The organism is Candidatus Dadabacteria bacterium, from assembly GCA_009837205.1.
Lineage (GTDB): Bacteria > Desulfobacterota_D > UBA1144 > Nemesobacterales > Nemesobacteraceae > Nemesobacter.
Window position 1 is genome coordinate 1 of sequence record VXTZ01000033.1, and the last position, 21,691, is coordinate 21,691.

20 protein-coding genes are annotated in these 21,691 nt (G+C 50.7%); 5 read left to right on the forward strand and 15 right to left on the reverse strand.

Going from position 1 to position 21,691, the window contains the following annotated elements; all coding sequences use genetic code 11:
• The 15 genes from ftsZ to mraZ form a co-directional block, all read right to left on the reverse strand.
• The coding region (gene ftsZ, locus F4Z13_07765) for a cell division protein FtsZ (protein ID MXZ49119.1) at positions 1–985 on the reverse strand (985 nt) is incomplete at its 3' end.
• 29 nt (positions 986–1,014) lie between these two features.
• Positions 1,015–2,253, reverse strand: a complete 1,239-nt coding sequence (gene ftsA, locus F4Z13_07770; GenBank protein MXZ49120.1) for a cell division protein FtsA — start codon at positions 2,251–2,253, stop codon at positions 1,015–1,017.
• A 9-nt stretch (positions 2,254–2,262) separates the two neighbouring features.
• Complete coding sequence (locus F4Z13_07775) at positions 2,263–2,964, reverse strand: FtsQ-type POTRA domain-containing protein (protein MXZ49121.1); 702 nt, start codon at positions 2,962–2,964, stop codon at positions 2,263–2,265.
• A complete protein-coding gene (murB, locus tag F4Z13_07780; protein MXZ49122.1) occupies positions 2,961–3,857 on the reverse strand; it encodes a UDP-N-acetylmuramate dehydrogenase in 897 nt (298 codons plus the stop codon). Before murB ends, F4Z13_07775 begins: the two co-directional genes overlap by 4 nt.
• Positions 3,854–5,221, reverse strand: coding sequence for a UDP-N-acetylmuramate--L-alanine ligase (locus tag F4Z13_07785; GenBank protein MXZ49123.1), 1,368 nt, complete (start codon positions 5,219–5,221; stop codon positions 3,854–3,856). Before F4Z13_07785 ends, murB begins: the two co-directional genes overlap by 4 nt.
• Before the next feature lie 4 nt (positions 5,222–5,225).
• Positions 5,226–6,296 carry an undecaprenyldiphospho-muramoylpentapeptide beta-N-acetylglucosaminyltransferase gene (gene murG, locus F4Z13_07790; protein MXZ49124.1) on the reverse strand — a complete coding sequence of 357 codons (1,071 nt, stop codon included), beginning with the start codon at positions 6,294–6,296 and terminating at the stop codon, positions 5,226–5,228.
• A complete protein-coding gene (gene ftsW, locus F4Z13_07795) occupies positions 6,293–7,399 on the reverse strand; it encodes a putative lipid II flippase FtsW (GenBank protein ID MXZ49125.1) in 1,107 nt (368 codons plus the stop codon). The genes murG and ftsW overlap by 4 nt, the downstream gene beginning before the upstream one ends.
• The gene (gene murD, locus F4Z13_07800; GenBank protein MXZ49126.1) at positions 7,392–8,720 is read right to left on the reverse strand and encodes a UDP-N-acetylmuramoyl-L-alanine--D-glutamate ligase; all 1,329 of its coding nucleotides are present in this window, start codon (positions 8,718–8,720) and stop codon (positions 7,392–7,394) included. The genes ftsW and murD overlap by 8 nt, the downstream gene beginning before the upstream one ends.
• A gap of 4 nt (positions 8,721–8,724) precedes the next feature.
• Complete coding sequence (locus tag F4Z13_07805; protein ID MXZ49127.1) at positions 8,725–9,837, reverse strand: phospho-N-acetylmuramoyl-pentapeptide-transferase; 1,113 nt, start codon at positions 9,835–9,837, stop codon at positions 8,725–8,727.
• A gap of 3 nt (positions 9,838–9,840) precedes the next feature.
• Positions 9,841–11,226: a UDP-N-acetylmuramoyl-tripeptide--D-alanyl-D-alanine ligase gene (locus F4Z13_07810; protein MXZ49128.1), complete on the reverse strand. Its 1,386-nt coding sequence runs from the start codon at positions 11,224–11,226 to the stop codon at positions 9,841–9,843.
• Entirely contained in the window at positions 11,223–12,725 is a 1,503-nt protein-coding gene (locus F4Z13_07815; GenBank protein MXZ49129.1) for a UDP-N-acetylmuramoyl-L-alanyl-D-glutamate--2,6-diaminopimelate ligase, read from the reverse strand. Before F4Z13_07815 ends, F4Z13_07810 begins: the two co-directional genes overlap by 4 nt.
• Positions 12,722–14,602, reverse strand: coding sequence for a PASTA domain-containing protein (locus F4Z13_07820; GenBank protein ID MXZ49130.1), 1,881 nt, complete (start codon positions 14,600–14,602; stop codon positions 12,722–12,724). Before F4Z13_07820 ends, F4Z13_07815 begins: the two co-directional genes overlap by 4 nt.
• Positions 14,589–14,924 (reverse strand): hypothetical protein, encoded by a 336-nt coding sequence (locus F4Z13_07825; protein ID MXZ49131.1) that lies wholly within the window; start codon positions 14,922–14,924, stop codon positions 14,589–14,591. Before F4Z13_07825 ends, F4Z13_07820 begins: the two co-directional genes overlap by 14 nt.
• Positions 14,925–14,930: 6 nt before the next feature.
• Positions 14,931–15,911, reverse strand: coding sequence for a 16S rRNA (cytosine(1402)-N(4))-methyltransferase RsmH (rsmH, locus tag F4Z13_07830; protein ID MXZ49132.1), 981 nt, complete (start codon positions 15,909–15,911; stop codon positions 14,931–14,933).
• Complete coding sequence (mraZ, locus tag F4Z13_07835) at positions 15,901–16,347, reverse strand: division/cell wall cluster transcriptional repressor MraZ (GenBank protein ID MXZ49133.1); 447 nt, start codon at positions 16,345–16,347, stop codon at positions 15,901–15,903. The genes rsmH and mraZ overlap by 11 nt, the downstream gene beginning before the upstream one ends.
• Positions 16,348–16,648: 301 nt before the next feature.
• Here mraZ and F4Z13_07840 point away from each other — a divergent pair, with 301 nt between their 5' ends.
• The 5 genes from F4Z13_07840 (at position 16,649) to recJ (ending at position 21,461) form a co-directional block, all read left to right on the forward strand.
• Positions 16,649–16,888, forward strand: a complete 240-nt coding sequence (locus tag F4Z13_07840; protein ID MXZ49134.1) for a hypothetical protein — start codon at positions 16,649–16,651, stop codon at positions 16,886–16,888.
• 7 nt (positions 16,889–16,895) lie between these two features.
• Complete coding sequence (gene murJ / locus F4Z13_07845) at positions 16,896–18,449, forward strand: murein biosynthesis integral membrane protein MurJ (GenBank protein ID MXZ49135.1); 1,554 nt, start codon at positions 16,896–16,898, stop codon at positions 18,447–18,449.
• A gap of 158 nt (positions 18,450–18,607) precedes the next feature.
• Positions 18,608–19,219 carry a hypothetical protein gene (locus tag F4Z13_07850; GenBank protein ID MXZ49136.1) on the forward strand — a complete coding sequence of 204 codons (612 nt, stop codon included), beginning with the start codon at positions 18,608–18,610 and terminating at the stop codon, positions 19,217–19,219.
• Between the two features lie 58 nt (positions 19,220–19,277).
• On the forward strand, positions 19,278–19,733 hold the full coding sequence (gene aroQ / locus F4Z13_07855; protein ID MXZ49137.1) for a type II 3-dehydroquinate dehydratase: 456 nt from the start codon (positions 19,278–19,280) through the stop codon (positions 19,731–19,733).
• 21 nt (positions 19,734–19,754) lie between these two features.
• The gene (gene recJ, locus F4Z13_07860) at positions 19,755–21,461 is read left to right on the forward strand and encodes a single-stranded-DNA-specific exonuclease RecJ (protein ID MXZ49138.1); all 1,707 of its coding nucleotides are present in this window, start codon (positions 19,755–19,757) and stop codon (positions 21,459–21,461) included.
• Positions 21,462–21,691: the final 230 nt, after the last annotated feature.

The window sequence follows — 21,691 nt, forward strand, 5'->3', positions numbered from 1 at the left end:
CGGTCACCCTTTTATCGATATAATTTTCTACCCCGGTCGCGACCACGGTGATTTTTACGAAATCCTTGGCCTTTTCATCAAAGACCAGACCGAAAATCAGATCGATATCGCCATTTGCCCTTTCCCTCACGTGATTGCACGCTTCGTTCAGTTCCTCAATTCCGAAATCCTCCGAAGCCGTTACGTTCATCAGTATCCCCTTGGCTCCAGCAATGGATACATCCTCGAGAAGAGGACTTGTTATGGCCATCTGCGCTGCCTGAGTCGCCCGGTTCGGACCCTGTGCGAACCCGGAACTCATAAGAGCTTTGCCTCCGTGATTTGCCATTACGCTTTTCACATCGGCAAAATCGACATTGATGTATCCAGTTCCCGTAACGATGTCGGAAATTCCCTTTACCGCTTGGTAAAGAACTTCGTCCGCCTGACGAAAAGCATCAAGAATGCTGACCTTGTGTATGGCCGCAAGCTTGTCGTTGGGGATCACAATCAGCGTGTCGACATATTTGTCCAGCTCCTCAATTCCGTAGTCGGCTTTTTCCCTTCTTGCAATTCCCTCGAATTCAAAGGGCCTTGTGACTATAGCCACGGTGAGAATATCCCTCTCCTTGCATACTTGGGCGATTACGGGAGAAACGCCAGTACCGGTTCCGCCTCCCATTCCTGCGGTTATGAAAACCATGTCGGCCTCTCCGAGAACCTCCGCTATCTTCTCTCTGTCCTCAAGAGCGGCTTCCTTTGCAATCTGGGGATTTCCCCCGGAACCGAGGCCCCTAGATATACTTTCTCCTATCTGGAGTTGCGTCGGCGCCAGTGATTTGCTCAGATCCTGGAAATCCGTGTTTACGGAAACGAACTCCACTTCTTTAAGTCCTCTACTTATCATGGTGTTCACGGCGTTTCCGCCGGCCCCACCTGTTCCTACAACCTTGATTTTGGCTCTGCCTAAGCCACCTTCAACATTCTCAATCCTAAAACTTGCCATATGTTTATCCCTCCGGTTGGATTTTTCCTTTAAAAAAATTCGTTAAACCATCCTTTCATTCTCGTAAAAACATTTTTCTGCGTCAGCACCCCTGCCGGGATGCCGGATTCTTCATTTAAACTTGCATATTTGACCAACCCCACCCCGGTTGAGTATATGGGGTCGGTGATAATGTCCGTGAGACCGTTTACGTCGCGGGGTATACCGATGCGAACCGGCATGTCGAGTACCTGCTCGGCAAGAGTCGCCATCTCCTGCATCTTGCTGCTCCCTCCCGTGAGCACCACCCCAGCCGGAAGCATGCCGATGAATCCCTGCTTTAAGAATTCTTTTTTTATCAGAGTAAAGATCTCCTCCATTCTCAATTGGATTATCGTCGTAAGGTCTTTTTTCAGAATACGCTTGGGCTCGCGTCCCGAAGCGCTTTTTACCTCTATTCTGTCGTCGCTTATCATTTCATTCGGCTTGGCTGTGGCCACGCCGTGATTTTCCTTTAGCCTTCTTGCCTCGGGGAGTGGCACGGAGAGTCCGAACGCGATATCCCTGTCGAGATGGTCTCCCCCGAGGGTGATGCTTTCGGTATATTTGACGCTTCCGTTTATAAACACCGCTATATCACAGGTGCCTCCTCCGAAATCTATCATCGCTACCCCAATTTCTCTCTCGTCATGCGTAAGAACCGCTTCGCTTGAAGCTATCTGCTCAATTACCATGTCAACGGAACTCATCCCCGACATCTCTATGCATTTTATGATGTTGCGGGCCGCGGTCACGTCCCCCGTGACTACGTGGACGTTTGCCTCAAGTTTTAATCCGTGGATACCGACCGGATCGTTTATGCCGCTTTCCTTGTCAACCGTGTATTCCTGCGGGATGGCGTGGATAATTTCCCTTTCCGCCGGAATCAAGAGGGCGTTTGCCGACTCTATGACTCTATCGATATCCTTGGGGGTCACCTCCTTTTCCCGCAGGGTGACCATTCCGTGCCCGTTCATTCCTTTTATATGCCCGCCCGCTATTCCTACTATGACCTCCTTTATCGCATGTCCGGACATGTGTTCGGCTTTCTCGACTGCGTTTTGTATGGAGTCCACGGTTTTCTCTATGTTGACCACTACCCCCCTTTTGAGCCCGTGGGAGGGGTGGTTACCGACGCCGATTATCTCGGTTTCGCCGTTTAGGTCGGACTCCCCAACCACTACGGAGACTTTTGTTGTTCCTATGTCGAGACCAACTATCGGTAGCGAGCTGTTTTTTCTCTGTGCCATTTCGTGATGTTAGGAATCGTAGCCTATTACGCCTACCTCGCCCGAGCTTATGTCTATGTCTTTTTCCACTAGGTTGTTCTTGCGCGAGTGAACTATTATCCTCTCAACCTTGTGCCACTTGCTTTTCATGTTGTTTTTCCCGAAGGTTACGAACCTGCGGTCAAGGGTTAAGAGCTTGATGCCGAAGTTTTCTTCTACTACTACCTCCGAAATCTCCGACCAGCCAAGAGCCGGACTTGACTTGGAGAGGTTGAGAATCTCGATTGCTTGGAGCATGAGACCTGGACTGACTTCCTCTTTGCTTGAGATAACCGGAAAATCAAGACCTTGCGACGGTTCTGCTAGGCCTAGCCGTCTTCCCGTTACGTCTATGTAGTGTGGCTTAGCCCCCTCCTGGGCCACTATGCAGAAAGGTTCGGTTTCGTAGATCTCAACTTTTATTTTTCCGTGAAGAAGCTTCTTCACCCGCACTTCGCTTACCCATGGATTCTCAAGGATCTCCTGCTTTGCTTTGGAAGTGGGAAACAGCATGGATGTTGACCCGGCTCTTATTCCGGAGCGTTTTATGATTTCCGAGGAACTTATCTTGCTGTTTCCTGTGATGACAACCTCCTTTACGGTAAGATGCTCCAACGGTTCTATTGCGAAAAGAGCAATTCCGCAAACCGAGAAGAAAAAGACCGCCGATATTCCCTTTGTCAGCATGTTCATGTGGCTCTCGCCTCCTTGCCCATTATTTCGACTTCGGACTCAAGGGTTATGTTCCGTTCTTCCAACGCGGCTTCCCTCGCTTTCTCGATGAGCGTGATGATATCGTCGGCTTTTGCCCTGTTGAAGTTCACGATGAAATTCGCGTGGATTTCCGAGAACTTGGCTCCGCCGACGCAAAGCCCCTTGAATCCCAGCCCCTCGAGCAATTCTCCCGCACTGACCGTGGGCGGGTTCTTGAAGACCGAACCCGTGTTGGCCATTTTTACGGGCTGGGTCCTGTTTCTGTAAGCGAGGTACTGTCTCACGTTCTCCTCGCTTTTCTTCCTGTCTCCTTCGCGCAGTTCGAACACGGCTTTCGTGACTATGGCGCCCTCGGGCAGGTTGCTTTTCCTGTACTCGAAATTTATCTCTTCTCTTGACAGTTCTTTTTCCTCACCCTCGTGCCATACGTAAACTTTTTTTACCGCGTCCTTTATCTCTCCCCCGTTTGCGCCGGCGTTCATGTATATGCTTCCTCCGACCGTTCCAGGTATACCGGCGGCGAACTCGAACCCTGTGAGTCCGAGGCGGATCGATCTGTTCATTATGGATGAGAGCATTGCGCCGCATTCGGCTTCGACGCGCGTTCCGTCTATGCTTACTTCCTTTAGCTTCCTCGTGCTTACGACTACGCCGTCTATTCCCTGCTCGGTTATTATGGTGTTGGAACCGGCTCCGAGCACGGTGACTTTTTCCCCTGACTCGTGGCAGTGCCTTAGCAGTTCAAGGAAACTTTTCATGTTCTGTGGATACACGAGGCGTTTCGCCTCTCCACCGACTTTTATGTACAGGTATTTCCTCATCGGGTAGTTGACCAGTATTTCAAGGTCGCTGTTTTGAGTTGAGTCGTTCATACGATCCGTTCTGCGATCCTGTCCCCGTACTTCCAGACGTTCCCGGCGCCCGAGGTAAGCAGGATATCCCCTTTTTTGAGCTCGTTTGCCATGCGGTCCACGAAAGCATCGGGGTCATCCACGTGACGTGCGTTCGCGTTGCCCGCTTTCTTTATGTCTTCGACTAGCTTTTCTGAAGTTATTCCCTTCACCGGTTTTTCCCCGGCGGGATATATATCAAGAACGTATAGGTGTTTTATTTTTCCTAAAACCCTGACAAAGTCGTTGTAAAGAAGCTTTGTCCTAGAAAATCTGTGGGGCTGGAAGAGAAGAATCGGTTCTTGGGAAAACGCTGCCTTAAGAGCTTCTATAGTGACTTCCAGCTCACTCGGGTGATGCCCGTAATCGTCTATTATCTTTACACCTTTCTTCTCACTTTTCAACTGCAGTCTTCTTTCCGTGCCCTCAAAGGTCGCAAGACCCTCTTTTATCTTCTCGAAACTGAAGCCGAACTCCATTCCCACGGCTATTGCGGCCAGGGAATTTAGGGCGTTATGGGCTCCCAGAGTGCTGAGATCCACCTCTCCGAGCAGGTAACCTCCGTATGTTACTTCAAACGATGTCCGCAGCTTGGAAAAGCGTATGTTTTCGGCCATTAGATCCGCGGGGCTGTTTATTCCGTAAGTCAGTATTTTTTTGTTGAATTCCCTGCTTATCCTTGCGGTTCTCGGACAGTCGGCGCATGTTACCGCGAGTCCGTAGAAGGGGATTTTGTGCAGGAAGTTGGAGAAGGCAAGCTCGAGGGCCTTCATGTCTCCGTAGTAATCAAGGTGCTCTTTGTCGATATTTGTGAGCACCGTGACGACCGGAGAGAGTTTTTCGAATGATCCGTCGCTCTCATCGGCTTCCACTACCATGAAACGTCCGGTTCCAAGGTGGGCGTTTGAGTCTATGGTCCGCAGCTTTCCTCCTACCACTATGGTTGGATCGGCACCGCAGTGGGAAAGCACCGACGCTATCATGGAGGACGTGGTGGTTTTTCCGTGGCTTCCGGCTACTGCGATGCCGAACTTGAGTCTCATCAGTTCTGCGAGCATTTCCGCTCTGGGTATGAGGGGAACCCTGGCCGCTGCGGCGGCGATCATCTCGGGATTGTCTTTCCTGATGGCCGATGAGTATACGACCACCTCGCTTCCCTTGATGTTCTCCGAGCTGTGACCCGTGTGAACGACGGCTCCCAGAGAAGCCAGCCGTCGGGTTATCTGGGTTTCCGCGAGATCGGAACCGCTTACCTCAAGACCCATGTTGATCAGCACTTCGGCTATGCCGCTCATTCCTATGCCGCCTATACCGATGAAATGAACTTTATTTATCTTGCCGTACATTCGATTACCCGATTATATGCTCGATTTCGTCTACAATTTCCCGGACGGCATGTGGCCGCGCGAGTTTTCTCGAGTTTTCCGCCATGCGATCGAGGGTTTCCTGTTCAAGGGTTTTCTCAATAACCGCGCAAAGACCTTCGACCGAAAGTTCCTTTTCCTCAATCACCGCTGCCGCCGCGTTTGACTCCAGGATCCTGGCGTTTTTCAGCTGGTGGTCATGCGTGGAGGAGGCAAGCGGGATCAGTATTGACGGTATGCCGAACGCCGTTATCTCGGACAGCGTTCCGGAGCCGGCTCTGCAGATCACGAGATCCGTTTTTTCATATATCCGCGACATGTCGTCTGTAAATCCGAACACTTCGGCCGAAATGCCGAACTGACGGTAAGTTTCCCTCACACTTTCTATGTGGACTTCCCCGGTCTGATGGGTCACGTCTACCCGCGTGCCGAGTTTTGCCAGTGACTGGGGAACGATTTCGTTCAGTTTCCGCGCTCCCTGGCTTCCTCCGAGTACGAATACGTTTTGCCAGGCGCCTTGGCGGGCTTTTTTCTCCGCGGCCCCACGTGCGAGATCGCGTCTTATGGGATTTCCGGTGAGCACGGTTTTTTCCGCCGGAAGATGCCTTTTGCTTTCTTCGAAAGTTATGAATATCTTGCCGACGAATCTCGAGAGAATTCTGTTGGCAAGCCCCGGGACGGAGTTCTGTTCGCAGACGGCGGTCGGGATGGAACTCATGGAGGCGCAAAGCAGGGTAGGTCCGGATGCGTATCCACCGACTCCTATAACTACATCGGGCCTGAAATCCCTAAGTATCCTGAGGGAACTCAGCATCGCTCCTAGTATTGAAATCACCGCTATCACCTTCTGGGAGAAACTTTTCCCTACAATTCCCCTTGATTTTATGAATTCGACTCTGTATCCTTTCTCTCGAAGAATCATTTTTTCGATTCCCTGTTCGGTGCCCACGAACATAACCTCGTTTCCGCTGTTTCTCTCAAGTATTTCCTCCGCGATTGATATCGCGGGGAATACGTGTCCTCCTGTTCCTCCTCCGGCTATTATCACTCTCATCATTCCTCAGCACTGAATCTAGAGACGCTCAGGATGATTCCGAACGCCGCAAGCGTCGATACAAGAGAGCTTCCTCCGTAGCTTACAAGAGGCAGCGTCAGCCCCGTGGTGGGGAAGAGGCCGACCGCAACTCCCATGTTAAGCGCCGCCTGGAGCGTTATGAGCGCCGTGAAACCAAATACCATGTATCTTGAGAAAGGATCTTCCGCCCGCATGGATATCCTTACGCACCTTCCCAGAATCATGAGGAAAAGCACGATTAACGTTATTACCCCTACGAATCCGAATTCCTCGCCTATTATCGAAAAGATGAAATCCGTGTGGGCCTGGGGAAGGAAAAGCAGTTTCTGGGAACTGTTCCCGAGCCCGCTTCCGTATATTCCGCCGATACCGAAGGCCATGAACGACTGAACGGCCTGGTATCCCGAGCCGAGGGGGTCTTTCCACGGATCTAGGAAGGACATTATTCTCTCCATTCTGTAACCCTCTTTGATGATAGCCAGCACGAGCAGTCCCACGGCCCCGATTCCGATGCTGAGCAGGTGCCGGAGTTTTGCTCCTCCGACAAAGAGCATTATGAAAAGAATTGCCAGAACGAGGAAAGAGGTTCCGAGGTCTGGCCCGGCCAAGATAAGTCCCACGTAGGCACCACCGGCAAGCAGGGGAGAAAATATGCCGATCCAGAAGCTGTCCATCTTGTCCTCCTTCTTGAACAGGAAGTGCGCCATGTAGATGACCAGCATGTACTTGCAGAACTCAGACGGCTGAAACGAGAATCCCCAGACCGAAATCCACCTTCGTCCCCCGCCGACTTCCTTTCCTATTTCAGGCAAAAGCACGATTACGAGTAAAGCGAGTCCGAGCAGATAACCCGGGTAAACCAGCTTTCTTACAAAAGACGGCTTCACGTGCATCAATGTCACCATGGCCGTTATTCCAACGAGAAGATATATGACGTGGAATTTGAGAAACCGCATCGAGTTGTTATAGGTTTCAAGGGAGTATATGGAGCTTGAGTTGTATACGGCCACCACCCCGATTCCCGCCACTATGAGGACGAGCCCGAGGAGCAGTACGTCAAAATCCCTGTTTTTGAAATCAAACATCTCTTACGATCTCCTTAAACAGATTTCCCCTTTCCTCGTATGAGCCGAACATGTCAAAACTTGAACACCCGGGCGAAAACAGGAGCGTGTCTCCAGCATTGGACAGTTCAAAAGCGTTTTGCGTCGCCTCTTTCAGGGAGTCCGCGCATGTTGTCTGCGCTAGGTCGCCCAGTTGGGCGCGCATTTTCTCTCTTGTCTCCCCTATCAGGACCAGGGCTTTTACCTTGCTTGCCACTGCGTCCTTAAGGCAGTTGTAGTCGATTCCTTTGTCCTTTCCTCCGGCAACCAGTATGATCGGCGGGGAGAGGCTCTCAATTGCTCTCAGAGTGGCGAATGGAGTTGTGGATTTTGAGTCGTTGTACACATCTACCCCCCTTGTCGTCAGCACGAATTCCATTCTGTGCGGAAGTGGGCGGAATTCGTTTATGCTTTTCTGCACCGGATCCCGCTGACAGCCCAGTACTCCCGCAACGGCCACCGCTGCCATTATGTTTTCCTTGTTATGTTCTCCGACAAGTGCCGAGTTCCGAAGATAGAAGGAAAGCTCTCCGAACACTATTTCATCTTCCTTGCAGTAGACGTCGGTTTTCTCTTGCCCAGTTCCGAAAGATATTTTTTTTGCCCTGAAGCTGTCCGAGCCCTTAAGCACCGCCGGATCGTCCGCATTGAATACTGCCCAGTCATTTTCTTTCTGGTTTGCGAAAAGCCCGAGCTTAGCCGCTTCGTATTCTTCCATGCTCGAATGGTGGTCTAGGTGGTTCGGTGATATGTTGAGGATTACCGCGATGTGGGGAGAAAAATCCTTTATTCCCTGGAGCTGAAAGCTGCTGAGTTCAAGCAGCAGGAAGTCGTATTCGTCGTCTTTTTCAGCTACCGATATAAGGGGCGTTCCTATATTTCCTCCCGTAAAGATTTTTATTCCGCTTCGTTTGAGCATTTCCGAGAGAAGGGACGTGGTCGTTGTCTTTCCGTTTGTTCCCGTTATGCCTATTACCGGTTTTGATAAGAAGTTCCACGCAAGCTCGATTTCGCTTATTACCGTTTTTCCCGCTACTTGGGCGTTCCTGATCTCGGGAAGATCGAACCTTACCCCTGGACTCAGTACTATCGTATCGGCCCATTCGAAGAATTCGGGTGCGTGAGTCCCGCAGCGGATTTCCACGCCTCCCGCCGCGAGTTTCTCCACCACGGGTCGGAGTTCCCCGGCTTCCCTCGAGTCTGTTGCTTTCACCGAGGCTCCTTTGGAGTGGAGGAATTTTGAAGTTTCTACTCCGGTTATCCCGAGCCCCACGATCAAGAATCTGTTTTCGTCGAGATCCATTTGGTCACCTTATCTTTAGACTTGAAAGAGCGAGGATAGAAAGAACCACGCATATTATCCAGAAACGCACCACCACCTTCGATTCCGCCCATCCGGCAAGCTCGAAATGGTGATGAAGGGGCGTCATCCTGAAAACCCTCTTGCCTGTAGAGCGAAACGAGATCACCTGGATTATCACCGAAAGCGTTTCCACGAAGAATATTCCCCCTGCCACTATCAGGAGTATTTCCTGCTTTATCATCAGGGCGCTGAATCCTATAGCCGCTCCCAGCGAAAGGGAACCCACGTCTCCCATGAACACCTCGGCCGGGTGGGAGTTGTACCAGAGAAACCCCAGGCATGCTCCTCCGACCGCCGCGAGAAAAATGGCCAATTCCCCGGCTCCCTGCACATGCGGGATCTGCAGGTAGCTTGCAAACTGCAGGTTTCCGGCGAGATAGGCGAAGATTATGTAGGTGGTGGTTACGATAGCGATCGAACCTATGGCCAGACCGTCAAGACCGTCGGTGAGATTCACCGCGTTTGAGGAACCTACGGTGACCAGAAGAGCGAAAAGTATGTAGAGATATCCAAGATCCACAACTGCCTGCTTTATGAACGGAAACACCACCGAGGTCGAGGAATACACCACGATTTCATCGGCTCTCATGGACATTGAGAAACTTCCGCTTTCGTTCATGCAGAGAATGACCACGAAAGTCACGGCTATGAGCGTCTGGCAGAGAAACTTTACTCTTGCCCTTATACCCTTTCCTCTCTTTATCTTCATGAAATCATCGAAAAATCCCAGAATGGCAAAACTTGCCGTGAACAGAAGCACGAGCATGACCTTGTCTATGAGGAAGTTCGTCCAGAGAAGGGATGAGATCATTATGGCCATTACGATGAATATGCCCCCCATCGTTGGAGTGCCGGCTTTTACGCCGTGACTGCTGGGTCCTTCTTTGCGTATGGTCTCTTGGAGCTGCGCCGCTTTTAGCAGGTCAATCAGCTTTTTCCCGAGGAGGACGCAGAGGACAAACGAAGTCAGCCCGGCCCCAAAAGAACGGAAAGTTATATACTTGAAAACATTTAAGAAAATAAAGTCGTCTTTTAGAAGATGCAGAAAGTAGAGCATGGCTTATTTTTCGTAAAGCATCTGTATTACCGTTTCCATCTTCATTCCCCGGGACCCCTTCACAAGCACCAAGTCGTCCTCTCGGCACGTGTCAAGAAGCAGGGCCGCTGCCTCCTGCGGGCTCTCCGCCACGTGACATGCCGTCTGCCCTCGTACGGACGATACGAGCAACCGGGAGAATTCTCCCATGGCTATTACCATATGAAGACCGAGCTTCGAGATATGTTCCCCGATCATCTGGTGTTCTTTTTCGCTGTTTTCTCCCAGCTCAAGCATGTCCCCAAGAACCGCTACCGCCTTCGCCTTGCCGCGCCGGTGGGCGACGAGTTCATCAAGCGCCGCGCGCATCGAGTCGGGATTTGCGTTATATGAGTCGTTTATGACTCTGAAGCCGAAAGGGGTACGGATAACCTCAAGGCGCATGGCGGAGGGAACGTATTTCTCAAGACCTGCCAGTATCTCGCTCATTCCGCATCCGAGAGAATGCGCAAGAGCGGAGGCGGAAAGGGCATTTGAAACATTGTGAGCTCCTATTCCCCTTATTCTCGCTCTGGCGGACTGCTTGCCTATGTGTATCGTGAATTCGATGGACTCCATTTCCTCGTGGCTGATGTCGTCTGCCCTTATGAAAGCCTCCGGAGAGGCAACCCCGTATGTGATCTTCCGGCAGCGCACGCGGGCCGCTATCTTCTCCACCCAAGGATCGTCAATGTTTACGCAGAAAGTGTTTTCCTCTCCGAAGTTTTCAACCAATTCTCCTTTAGCCTTTGCGACTCCTTCCAGGTTTTTCATTCCCTCTAGGTGAGCTTTTCCTACAGTGGTGATCGTCCCCACATCGGGCGAGGCGATATCCGCGAGGGTTCTTATTTCTCCGAAAGAGTTCATCCCCATCTCGAGCACGCAGAAATCGTGGCTTTTCTCCAGTTTCAGAAGGTTGAGCGGAAGACCTATCTGATTGTTTAGGTTGCCGTGGGTGCTGAGCACGCTGCCTGATACGGACAGTATGCTGTGGGTCATGTTCTTGGTTGTAGTTTTTCCGTTCGAACCCGTAATGGCGACGACTTTTAGGTCGGGAAACGAATTTCTCCAGTGTCTTGACATCTCAAGGAGGGCTTTTTGCGTGGATTCGACTTTTATTATCGCGCCGCAGTTGCGTTTTGAGTTCTGTATTTGCAGGTATTTTTCCACTATCGCCCCCGCAGAGCCTTTTTCAAAAGCCTCGGCGACGTAATCGTGCCCGTCAAAGTTGGGCCCCTCTATGGCGACGAAGAGCTGGTTTTTCTCTATATTTCTGGAATCGATGGAGACCCCCGAAGCTCCAACCGGCATCTTGCCGCCGACGAGGCTCCCTCCCGTGGAATTTAACAGAAAGTCAAGGCTGAATCTCAAAGTCCTCTCCTTTCCCTGGCTTCAAGGTATTTTTCTGCGATCTCCCTGTCGTCAAAATGAATTTTCTCAGTGCCGATTATCTGGTAGTTCTCATGACCTTTTCCCGCTATAAGGACCGTGTCTCCAGGTACGGCTTTATCCACGGCGTTCTTTATGGCTTCCTCCCTTTCGGTTATTACCACTACCCCCGGATCTTGGGGTTCTACCCCCTCGGTCATATCTTCTATTATCCTCTCCGGATCCTCCGTTCTGGGGTTATCCGAAGTCACTATCAGCATGTCCGAATACCTGCGTCCCACAGCAGCCATAAGGGGGCGTTTTCCCCTGTCTCTGTCCCCTCCGCAACCCACGACAGTGATGAGTCTCTGAGCACAGAAAGGTTTCAGACACGCAAGCACGTTCTCAAGCGCGTCAGGGGTATGGGCGTAGTCCACAAAAACATCTATTCCCAGGCTGCTCTCAATTTTCTCGAGCCTTCCAGGGATGCGCCTGAGTTCACTCAGCGCTCTCCCGGTTGTCGCTGGGGACGAACCGAGAGAGAGGAGCGTTCCGGCTGCCGCCATCATGTTATAGAGGTTGTGTTTCCCCATGAGTTTTGAATCAAGTTCCACCTTGCCCCACGGGGTGGCCAGCGTGGCCTTTATACCTCCAGAATCAAGTGTGAAATTCTCCGCGAATACGACTGAGTCTTTTTTTTCCGTGGAAAACGTTATTTTCAGACCTTTTTTCGAGGCGGATATCCTGTTTGCGAAAGGATCATCCGCGTTTATTATCGAAAACACCTCTTTTTTTGCGCTTTTTTCGAGAATTTCCGAGAAAAGCCTTTCTTTCGCCCTGAAGTAATCTTCAAGCGTCTTGTGGTAGTCTAGGTGATCCTGGGTGAGATTCGTGAATATCGCCGCGTCGAAGTGACATCCGTCAACCCTTTTTAGATCAAGGGCGTGCGAGGACACTTCGACCGTGACGTTTGTCACTCCTGCGTCTTTCATTTCACGCAGCATGCTCATAAAAGCTATGGGATCAGGTGTTGTAAGGGATGCAGGTTCGGTCTTACCCATGTATCTGTTTTCTATTGTTCCCAAGAGACCCGTGTTTACCCCATCGGCTTTCCAGCCGGCTTCTATCATGTGAGACACAGTGGTTTTTCCGTTTGTCCCCGTCACCCCAACGACCTTCATTGCAAGGGAAGGGTGACCATGGAAATTGGAGGCGACAATGGATGCCGCAGCCCTAGAGTCGCTCGTTTTCGCAAAGGGAACTCCGAGGTCCGGAATTTCCGCTGAAATCTCCTCAAGCAGAAGTGCCACCGCTCCCTTTTCTACCGCGGAGGCGACGTAATTGTGCCCGTCGGTGACTTTGCCCCTGATGGCAATAAAAAGAGACCCCGGTTCCACATTCTGCGAGTTGAGAGTTATTCCCGTAATTTCCGTATCTCCCGGATTCTTGGATCCAGTTATAGCTTCGATTCCTGCGTTTCTCAGAACATCCGCTAATCTCATATGTTCTGCTTGAGGATGAAAGTGCAGTCTGTTCCCCTTCTTATCTTTTTCCCTGAAGGTGGATGCTGGCTGACCACGTAGCCGTTTCCTATGAACCTGACCGACACTTCCTCTTTTTCCGCCCACTTCATGACGGCTCTCGCACTTTTGTTCACCATGTCCGGCATGACCATTTTTTCAAGCTTTTCCTTGTCTGGAGGTATTTGCATGTAGAACAGGACTTTTTCAGTTATGGACTTGAAAATAGGTGCTGCGACTACCCCTCCGTAGTTATGTTCTCTGGGGTTCTCGACGATTACGACGAGGGCAAGACGTGGGTCATCAGCAGGGGCGAAACCGATAAATGACGAAAGATATCTGTTTTCGTAGTAAGTGCCGGTCTGCGGATTAGGCATTTGCGCCGTGCCTGTTTTTCCCGCGACTCTGTAGCCGGGAATGCTGGCGTTTTTGCCCGTGCCGTTTTCCACTACTTGTTCAAGGATTCTGGTGACCTTAGAAGCCGTATCGTAGGAGATGACTCTTTTTACAGATTCCGGGCTTCTTTCCATGAGAACCTTGCCCTCGGGTGAGACTATTTTCTTCACGATATAAGGCTTCATCAAATATCCGCCGTTTCCGATACTCGAAAGCGCGGTTGCCAGCTGGATTGCCGTTACCGATATTCCCTGTCCGAACGATATTGTTGCCAGTTCTATATCTCCCCAGTCCCTTAGGCTCTGCATTCTCCCTGTGGCTTCCCCGGGAAGGTCTACTCCAACCGTTTCTCCGAAACCGAAATTCCTGAGCGAATCGTGAAGTTTTTTCTTTCCTAAGGTCTCCCCCATTTTCCAGGCGCATATGTTGCTTGAATACGTGATGGTCTCGGAAACCGTCAGGATTCCGTGGCCGTGCACGTCTTTTATTACTTTCGGGCCGATTCTCTTCTTTCCGTTTTCACAGTCATACTCGGTATTCTCATCCCCCATTTTTTCTTCAAGTAGGGTCGCCGCCAAAAACACCTTCAGCGTGGAACCGGGCTCAAAGGACATCCACACGGGGAGATTCTTTCTCGTTTTCTGAGAAAACTCGCCGAAGCGGTTAGGATTGAAAAACGGATAGGAGGCCATGGAGAGTATCTCACCAGTTTGAGGATTCATCAGGAGGGCGGCTCCCCTATCCGCTTTCATTTCCTTTATGCCTTTCTCGAGCGCAGTTTCCGTCATGTGCTGTATATTGGAATCCACGGTAAGCAGCACATCGCTTCCCTTCGTAGACTGTTCTTTCGCATTCAGCAGGACGTCGGATATGCTATTTCCCCTGCCGTCGGTTCTGATCCTCACCGTGGCTGGTTTGCCGGCAAGCATTTTTTCAAAGCCGTATTCAAGCCCCTCCACTCCCTTAAGATCTATGTTGGTGAATCCGATCGTCTGCCCGAGCAGAGAACCGTTGGGGTAAATTCTTTTCGGTTCCTCGGCGAAACCGACCCCCGAAAGACCCATGGCCTCTATCTTTTTTGCCGTCCCGGGATCCTCTCCCCTTTTGATCCATACAAAGGGCTTGTCAGAACGTGTAAGACTGATCAGTTTGTTGCGGGACAGACCCAGCGGTTTCGATATTGTCCGTGCAAGCTTGTCCGGGTTTTTTACTTCCTTGGGATTCAGATAGATCGAAGTTGCCCAGACGCTTGTGGCCAGAGGTTTTTTATTCCGGTCAAACAAGGTTCCCCGTACCGGAGGCATCCTGTAAACCCTGCTGTGCTGTTTTTTAGCCCCGGCGGAAAACTTCTCACTTTGGAGCACCTGGAGTTCAAAGGATCTGTATCCCAGAAGCACAAACAGACCTGTAATAAAAACTGAGGCAATATAAAACTTCCGTTTTTGTTTTTCAGAATCCCTCATCCTGTTCTTCCTGTGCAACTATTACCTCTTCAACGAAAACGACATCTTTGTAACTGGCGAACCTGAATCCTTTTTTATCCGCCACTGGTTTGAGATGTTCAAGAGATTTGAGTTTTAAAATTTCGTGGTGAAGCATCACGGTTTCCTTTAAAAGGGCCCTTTCGACTTCTCGGTTTTTCGAAATCTCGTAACCGGTCCTTGTGTGTTCTACCTTGATTCGCAGAAAGCAAAGCGCAATTATCAAAGCGATACAGAAAATGATTAATGTACGAGAAAACAATCCCTTCTCTCTTTTTTTCCTCCCGGCAAACTTTCTTCTCATCTGCGACTATACCCCCTCTGCAACCCTCATTTTTGAACTTCTCGCCTTGGGATTCTCCTCCACTTCCCTTCTTCCGGGCCGTACGACCGAGCGGGTCACCCTTCTTACCTGCTGAAATTTCCCGCATGCGCATACGGGAAGATCTGGAGGACAAGCACACGGGGAGTCGAGTTTTCTGAACATGTTCTTAACTATTCTGTCTTCAAGCGAGTGAAAGGAGATGATCACTAGTCTCGCTCCTGTATTGAGGGTCTTTACAGCTTCTTCAATGAAGATCGCCAGATTGTCGAGTTCGTTGTTAATCGAGATCCGAAGCGCCTGAAAAGTCTTGGTCGCGGGATGCGTTTTTTTCGGATGAAACTTTTTGGGAATTGAGTTCGAGATTATCGAGGCCAGTTCGAAGGAAGTCTGTATGGGTTTTTTCGTCCGGCTTTTCACTATCGAGTTAGCGATTCTCCGCGCGAACTTCTCTTCGCCGTATTTTCTCAGTATGTATTCAAGCTCTTCGCCTCTCATCTCGTTTACAAGATCGTAGGCGGAGAACTGAAGACCTGCGTCCATCCTCATGTCGAGGAACTCGTTTCTGTTGAAGCTGAATCCCTTACCGCTACGCTCGAGCTGGAAAGAGGAAATTCCCAGGTCGGCGATGATGCCGTCCACGTATTCTATTCCCATGGAATTGACCGTGTTTTTAATGTGTATGAAGTTTCTGTTCACTATCTCTACTTTTTCCGCATTGGCCGAAAGCCTGCCTTTCGCAAGAGAGATCGTGGCCTGATCGACATCCATGCCTATCAGCTTCGATATCGAAGGGTATTCATTGAGAATGTGTTCGGAGTGTCCGCCGAGACCCACGGTCGAGTCGACCACGATTGCTCCCTCCGGCAGGTCGAGGTATTCAACTACCTCCTTTACCATGACCGGGGAGTGGAACTGCTCCTGCGGCTCAGAACTTGCGCCCGCGGCTCTTATTCTCTTAGAGACCATATCCGGCGAGCACCTCCCTGCTTTGTATGAAAGTCTCAAATGCCCCTGAGCCGTTTTCCTTCTCCCATATCTCCTTTGACCAGATCTCTATCTTTTTCAGCATGCCGACCAGAACGACTTCAGTTTCAATGGCGGCGTATGAGCGTAGCGACTGAGGAATGAGAACTCTTCCCTGGTTGTCTATAGGGCAGTCAACCGCGTTTCCCATGAGATAGCGTATTGAAGACGTAACCTCGCTGTCGGTTATGGATATCTTGGAGAGCTTTTTCTCGAGTTCGTTCCACTCCCTCATGGGATAGGCGATGAGGCAGCGGTCAAAGTTCGTTATTACGAAGGTCTCATCGGAATATTTCTTCCTGCAGACCTCCCTGAACTTCGAAGGAATACTGACCCTTCCGGTCTTGGTCATAGTATGTTCGTATCTTCCTCTGAACATTTTATGCTACCTTCTGCCATTATATGCCATAATATATTCCTGTCATGCCAATTCATAAATTATAAAAAAACATGTAAAAAGTCAAGTAACATTTTGAAATAGTTAGTCTTTTCAGCGGTTGAGCGGTAAGAATATAAGCCTAGATATTACTTTAATAATGGATGATGCCGTGAGGGGGCATAAGAAAAAATACTATCCGTTGGGGCCGCAATTCTACTTGTTGGCTTATTTTGTATATACTCTCATCAGGGGACATGATGATTCGGAGGGTGAGATTCCACATGGGATTGCTTCAGAAGAAATGTCTGTTTTTTTTATAAAGCTTGCCGACAAGAGTTCCAATGTTCTTTTGCAGGCGATACTCGGCACCTACGGGCACCTGATGTGGGTTAGAACCGAAATTCCGAAGGAGATGATAGTAAAGGTGATCACCACTCCCGAACTTATTTCGGAAACGCGCAGGGTGCTGGAAGCACTCAGGGGGGAAATAGAGTTTGATTTTGTCGACCCTCCCGGGAGCGGCGATCCGCCGGAGGACTAGGATCTTCATGGAAACAAGGGAAGACCATAAGGACAAGTGGGGGCTAGTAAGTTTTCTTACCCTGTTGAGCAGGATCGTCGGATACCTGCGGGACGTTGTGGTGGCGGCACTTTTCGGAGCGGGTTTCCAGACCGACGCTTTTTACGTCGCGTTTCGTATTCCCAACCTGCTGCGACGTCTTTTCGCCGAAGGCTCTCTGGCGGCGATTTTCGTACCCATATTCTCGGAGTACCTTGAGTCGGGGGACAGGCGAGGGGCGAAGGACGCCCTGCGTTCCGCGTTCACCGTGCTTTTCATCATTCTCGTTTTAGTCGTGGCGCTGGGGATAATTTTTTCCCCCTGGCTGGTGAAGCTCTTCGCCTATGGATTTGATCAGAAGACTTTCGATCTGGCGGTCTATCTTAACAGGCTTGTTTTCCCCTACGTGCTTTTTATATCTCTTACGGCTCTCGCGATGGGGGTTCTTAACTCCGTACGGCATTTTTTCGCACCGGCTTTCTCTCCGGTTCTTTTCAATTTGTGCGTAATAGCAAGCGCCCTGTTTCTCTACAGGGAATTTGAAGTGCCTATAGTTTCTCTCTGCTTCGGGGTCCTTGGCGGGGGGGTGTTGCAGCTGCTGCTCCACCTGTTTTATCTTCGCGAAGAAAAGTTCATGTTCGGCTTCGCGAAAACCTTCAATCACCCCGCGGTCAGGAGACTCGCGGTTCTCATGTTCCCTCAGCTTTTCGGAATAGCGGTCTACAACCTGAACATACTCGTAAACACCCAGTACGCGTCCTTTATGTCCGAGGGAACCGTCTCCTACCTTTATTTCGCAGAGAGGATAATAGAGTTTCCCCTCGGGGTGGTGGCCGTTTCCCTGGCGACCGTTACGCTTCCCGCTCTCTCAGGCTACGCTGCGAGGGAGGATTACGGGGGTTTCGGCACAGAGTATCAGCGTTCCCTCAGGCGCATGCTGTTTATAATGGTGCCCGCAATGGTCGGGATAGTAGCTCTGCGGGTACCCCTATGCAATTTTCTTTACCAGCACGGCCAGTTTGATTACGTGGCGGTTATAAATACTTCCCAGGCCATCCTGGGCTACGGACTCGGACTTTTCGCGGTGGGCGGAATCCGAATCACCGTGCCCGCCTTTTTCGCCCTTCAGGACACGAAGACGCCGGTCAAGGTGGCGTTTTTCTGTTTTCTGCTGAACGCGGTCTGCGGGTTCGTTCTGGGGTTTGTCTTCTCGCTTGACCATTTGGGTCTTGCGCTTGCGAGTTCAATCTCCTCGGTGGTGAATTTCGTTCTGCTGGTTGTATTGTTAAATGGCCGTCTGGGACATTTTCTCTCCCGCGACATCCTTTTCTTTTCGCTCAGGATTCTCGCAATCGCGGTAATCATGGGTTTTGCGGTAAGCGCCGTCGCCGGTTTTTCTACTTGGAGCGAAAGCGGTTTTTCTCTTGACAAGGCGCTGGTTATGGCCGCCTCGGTAGGTTTAGGCGTCATTATTTATTTCCTGCTTGCCAGACTAGTCGGCATAGAGGAAGTGGAGATGTTTTCTTTTCTGAAAAGAGGGTAGCCCCAGGCCTCGACGGCGTTTCGGTTAGTGTTGTCCGTTATACTGCATTGCGGTATTCTTGGTAAGGCGGAGCCGATTCGATTTCTGCGTATACTATCCCTAGAGTTGATTGAGAAAAGGCGTGGCGATTACCGGGATTTGTAAAAACAACAAGGCTTATGGACGAGCTTAATACTCTGAGCCAGGGTGAGCTTGAAGCGCTCAGGGAAAAGTACGAATACACCTTGAGGATGTTTCCCGACTCCGATTCGCTTCTCGCGCTGGCGGAAGTTCATCTCGCGCTTGGAGAGGTGACCAAGGCGAGGCGCGCGGTTTCCGATTTTACGGAGAAAAAAGGTGATAGCAGCCGGGCGAGGCTTATTCTGGCCCGGGCGCATCTTGTGTGCTGGAATGTCGCTGCCGCGGAGGAGGAACTCAAAAAAGCACTTTCTCTGGACCAGCGGAACACTCAGGCTTCAGACCTGTTGATACATGTATACAAAAGCGCGGGCAGAACAGCCGAAGCCTTCAGGGTCTCCCTGTCGCCCGTTCCGGATCCGTGGCGCCGGGTGAAAGAGGCCAGTGAGTCCGAAGAGCCTTCCCCGGAACCGGAGGAGAAAAACAGACCGCGGGCCGGAGTTTTCGAGACGGACACGATGCTTAATCTCTACGTTTCCCAAGGACTTTACGAGGACGCTCTGGGGATAATTGAGGTTCTCTGCGAGATGGAACCCGATAACCCGGTTTACAGAAACAAACGAGAAGAGATAATGGGTCTTCTTGGCAAATAGAAACCCCGTTTGGTTTTTCTCAGCCTTTTAATTATCATTACTCCCGGTATTTTGTCCCATGGAAATACTTGTTATCAACGGTCCGAATCTCAACATGCTGGGCAAGAGGGAGCCTGAGATTTACGGAAGTCTTACCCTTTCTGAGATTGAATCTTTTCTTTCTTCGAAAACCGACTCCCTGGGCGGAGACGTCGGACTTTCCTTCTTTCAGTCGAATTCAGAAGGGGAGATAGTCACCGCCGTACAGGACGCCTACGGGAAATTCGACGGAATAATCATAAACCCCGGCGCCTATACCCATACAAGCGTGGCCATAAGGGATGCCATACTCTCAACCGGAATGCCCGTTGTGGAAGTTCATATTTCCAACATATACAAAAGGGAGGACTTCAGGCAGAAATCCTTTGTCTCGGGAGTATCGCTCGGCGTGGTGTCGGGTTTCAGGGCGCACAGTTATTACCTCGGGCTTTTGGGACTGATTGAGCACCTGAGGAAAGAAAGCGTCTCTTCCTGAATTCCTCCCCGCGGAATTCTTATGAAGAAAAGAAAATGGGTAGTAGCAAAACCCGCTAAAGGGCCGGTTGAGAGGATTTCGGCAAAGCTCGACATCCTGCCGATAACCGCGGAACTTCTGGTAAATAGGGGAATAAATTCCGCTCAAGACGCCGAGGCGTTTCTTTCTGCATCCCTCTCGGACCTGCCTTCTCCCTTCCTGATGAAAGGCATGGAGGAGGCGGTGGCGCGCCTTTGCAGATGTGTTTACGAAAAGGAAAAAATCGCCGTTTACGGAGACTACGATGTTGACGGCGTCACGGCTACCTCTCTTCTGACGGGTTTTCTGAGAGCCCTCGGCTGCGACGTTACCTACTATATTCCCGACAGGTTCAAAGAGGGTTACGGAGTGAACTCCAAGGCGCTTCGCGATCTTAAGGAGAGGCAGGTAAACCTCGTAATCTCGGTTGACTGCGGAATCACGGCGGTGGATGAAGTGGCGCAGGCGCGCACGCTGGGAATGGATTTCATAGTTACGGATCATCACAACTTCTGTGGCCAGTTGCCCGAGGCTGTCGCCGTTCTCAATCCCCGTCAGGCGGACTGCAGGTACCCGGGAAAAGAGGTTTCGGGCGTCGGGGTAGCGTTTAACCTCGCTCTGGCCCTCAGGAGAACCCTGAGGGAGGAGGGATTCTTCGAGACCGTCGAGGAACCTAACATGGGGGATTTTCTTGATCTTGTTTCGCTTGGGACCGTCTCTGACCGCGTACCGGTGGGGAATGTGAACAGGATCATGCTGAAAGAAGGTCTTAAAAGAATGCGGAGCCCCAAGCGTCTGGGCCTGTGGGCCCTTAAAGAGGTAAGCGGCATCGGCGATGGCATAGAGGTGTTCGATCTCGGCTTTCGTCTCGGTCCCAGAATAAATGCGGCGGGGAGGCTTGATTCCGCGGACAAGGCGGTTGAGCTTCTTCTCGCCGAGAGCGAAGAGGACGCTTTCTTGCTTGCGGAATTTCTTGACAAGCGCAACTCCGAGCGTCGCGGTATTGAAGAAAGGATACTGAGCGACGCGACCCGGATGGTTGAGTCGGTTCCCGAGTACTCAAATAGCAATTCCCTTGTTCTTTCGTCTCGCGAATGGCACAGGGGAGTCGTAGGTATCGTGGCTTCTTCCCTAGCCGGATCTTGCGGAAAACCCGCTTTTCTCATCTCGGTAGACGAAAACGGCGTGGGCAGAGGAAGCGGGAGATCCTTCGGAGGAATCAACATATTTTCCGTTCTCTCAAAGTGCAGGGATCTTCTCGTTGAATTCGGCGGACACGCCTACGCGGCAGGAGTGACGATTCTTGAGGAGAAGGTCGATCTTTTCAGGGAGCGATTTTCAGAAGAACTTGAAAAAAGCGGCCAGAAACCTGAGAGCAAGCTTAATATAGACTCAGAAATAAGCCTTGCTTCCATAGATGACACCCTTGTTTCTGAGATTGAAAGCCTCTCGCCTTTCGGAGAGGGAAATCCCGAACCCCTTTTCCTCTCGAAGGCCGTTTCTGTAGTGAGTCAGAACCTGCTTAAGAACCAGCATGTCATGTTCAGAGTGAAAAAGAACGGTCCTGTGTTCAGTTGCATCTGGTTTTACGCTTCCCGAAAACGTCTTCCCGAAAAAATGGACCTGGTCTTTTCTCTGCGCTTTAATGTCCGAAGCGGGGAGAGGGAGCCCCGCCTTTTCATAAAGGATGCGAGGGAGGTCATGCAGTGAACCCATCTAATCAGCAACCTTATTAGTGTGATTCCCCCTATACCTAGCCAAAATCAAGAATTAGGAGAATTACACACATCACCACTTGAACTTTAAAGTGCACCACTGACTTCGATAATCTCTTTTCAGGGGAGTTTAGCACACGGATCGACAGGGGACAAAGCTCTTCGTAGCAAGGGCGAGCCCGAGCGAAGAAGAGCTTTGTCCAGCAATTGCATTCCGTATTGCGT

Excerpts from the sequence above, each read along its gene's own strand:
- ftsA (MXZ49120.1), bottom strand. The coding sequence starts at position 2,253 with ATGGCACAGAGAAAAAACAGCTCGCTACCGATAGTTGGTCTCGACATA.
- F4Z13_07775 (MXZ49121.1), bottom strand. The coding sequence starts at position 2,964 with ATGAACATGCTGACAAAGGGAATATCGGCGGTCTTTTTCTTCTCGGTT.
- murB (MXZ49122.1), bottom strand. The coding sequence starts at position 3,857 with ATGAACGACTCAACTCAAAACAGCGACCTTGAAATACTGGTCAACTAC.
- F4Z13_07785 (MXZ49123.1), bottom strand. The coding sequence starts at position 5,221 with ATGTACGGCAAGATAAATAAAGTTCATTTCATCGGTATAGGCGGCATA.
- murG (MXZ49124.1), bottom strand. The coding sequence starts at position 6,296 with ATGATGAGAGTGATAATAGCCGGAGGAGGAACAGGAGGACACGTATTC.
- ftsW (MXZ49125.1), bottom strand. The coding sequence starts at position 7,399 with ATGTTTGATTTCAAAAACAGGGATTTTGACGTACTGCTCCTCGGGCTC.
- murD (MXZ49126.1), bottom strand. The coding sequence starts at position 8,720 with ATGGATCTCGACGAAAACAGATTCTTGATCGTGGGGCTCGGGATAACC.
- F4Z13_07805 (MXZ49127.1), bottom strand. The coding sequence starts at position 9,837 with ATGCTCTACTTTCTGCATCTTCTAAAAGACGACTTTATTTTCTTAAAT.
- F4Z13_07815 (MXZ49129.1), bottom strand. The coding sequence starts at position 12,725 with ATGAGATTAGCGGATGTTCTGAGAAACGCAGGAATCGAAGCTATAACT.
- F4Z13_07820 (MXZ49130.1), bottom strand. The coding sequence starts at position 14,602 with ATGAGGGATTCTGAAAAACAAAAACGGAAGTTTTATATTGCCTCAGTT.
- F4Z13_07825 (MXZ49131.1), bottom strand. The coding sequence starts at position 14,924 with ATGAGAAGAAAGTTTGCCGGGAGGAAAAAAAGAGAGAAGGGATTGTTT.
- rsmH (MXZ49132.1), bottom strand. The coding sequence starts at position 15,911 with ATGGTCTCTAAGAGAATAAGAGCCGCGGGCGCAAGTTCTGAGCCGCAG.
- mraZ (MXZ49133.1), bottom strand. The coding sequence starts at position 16,347 with ATGTTCAGAGGAAGATACGAACATACTATGACCAAGACCGGAAGGGTC.
- F4Z13_07840 (MXZ49134.1), top strand. The coding sequence starts at position 16,649 with ATGTCTGTTTTTTTTATAAAGCTTGCCGACAAGAGTTCCAATGTTCTT.
- murJ (MXZ49135.1), top strand. The coding sequence starts at position 16,896 with ATGGAAACAAGGGAAGACCATAAGGACAAGTGGGGGCTAGTAAGTTTT.
- F4Z13_07850 (MXZ49136.1), top strand. The coding sequence starts at position 18,608 with ATGGACGAGCTTAATACTCTGAGCCAGGGTGAGCTTGAAGCGCTCAGG.
- aroQ (MXZ49137.1), top strand. The coding sequence starts at position 19,278 with ATGGAAATACTTGTTATCAACGGTCCGAATCTCAACATGCTGGGCAAG.
- recJ (MXZ49138.1), top strand. The coding sequence starts at position 19,755 with ATGAAGAAAAGAAAATGGGTAGTAGCAAAACCCGCTAAAGGGCCGGTT.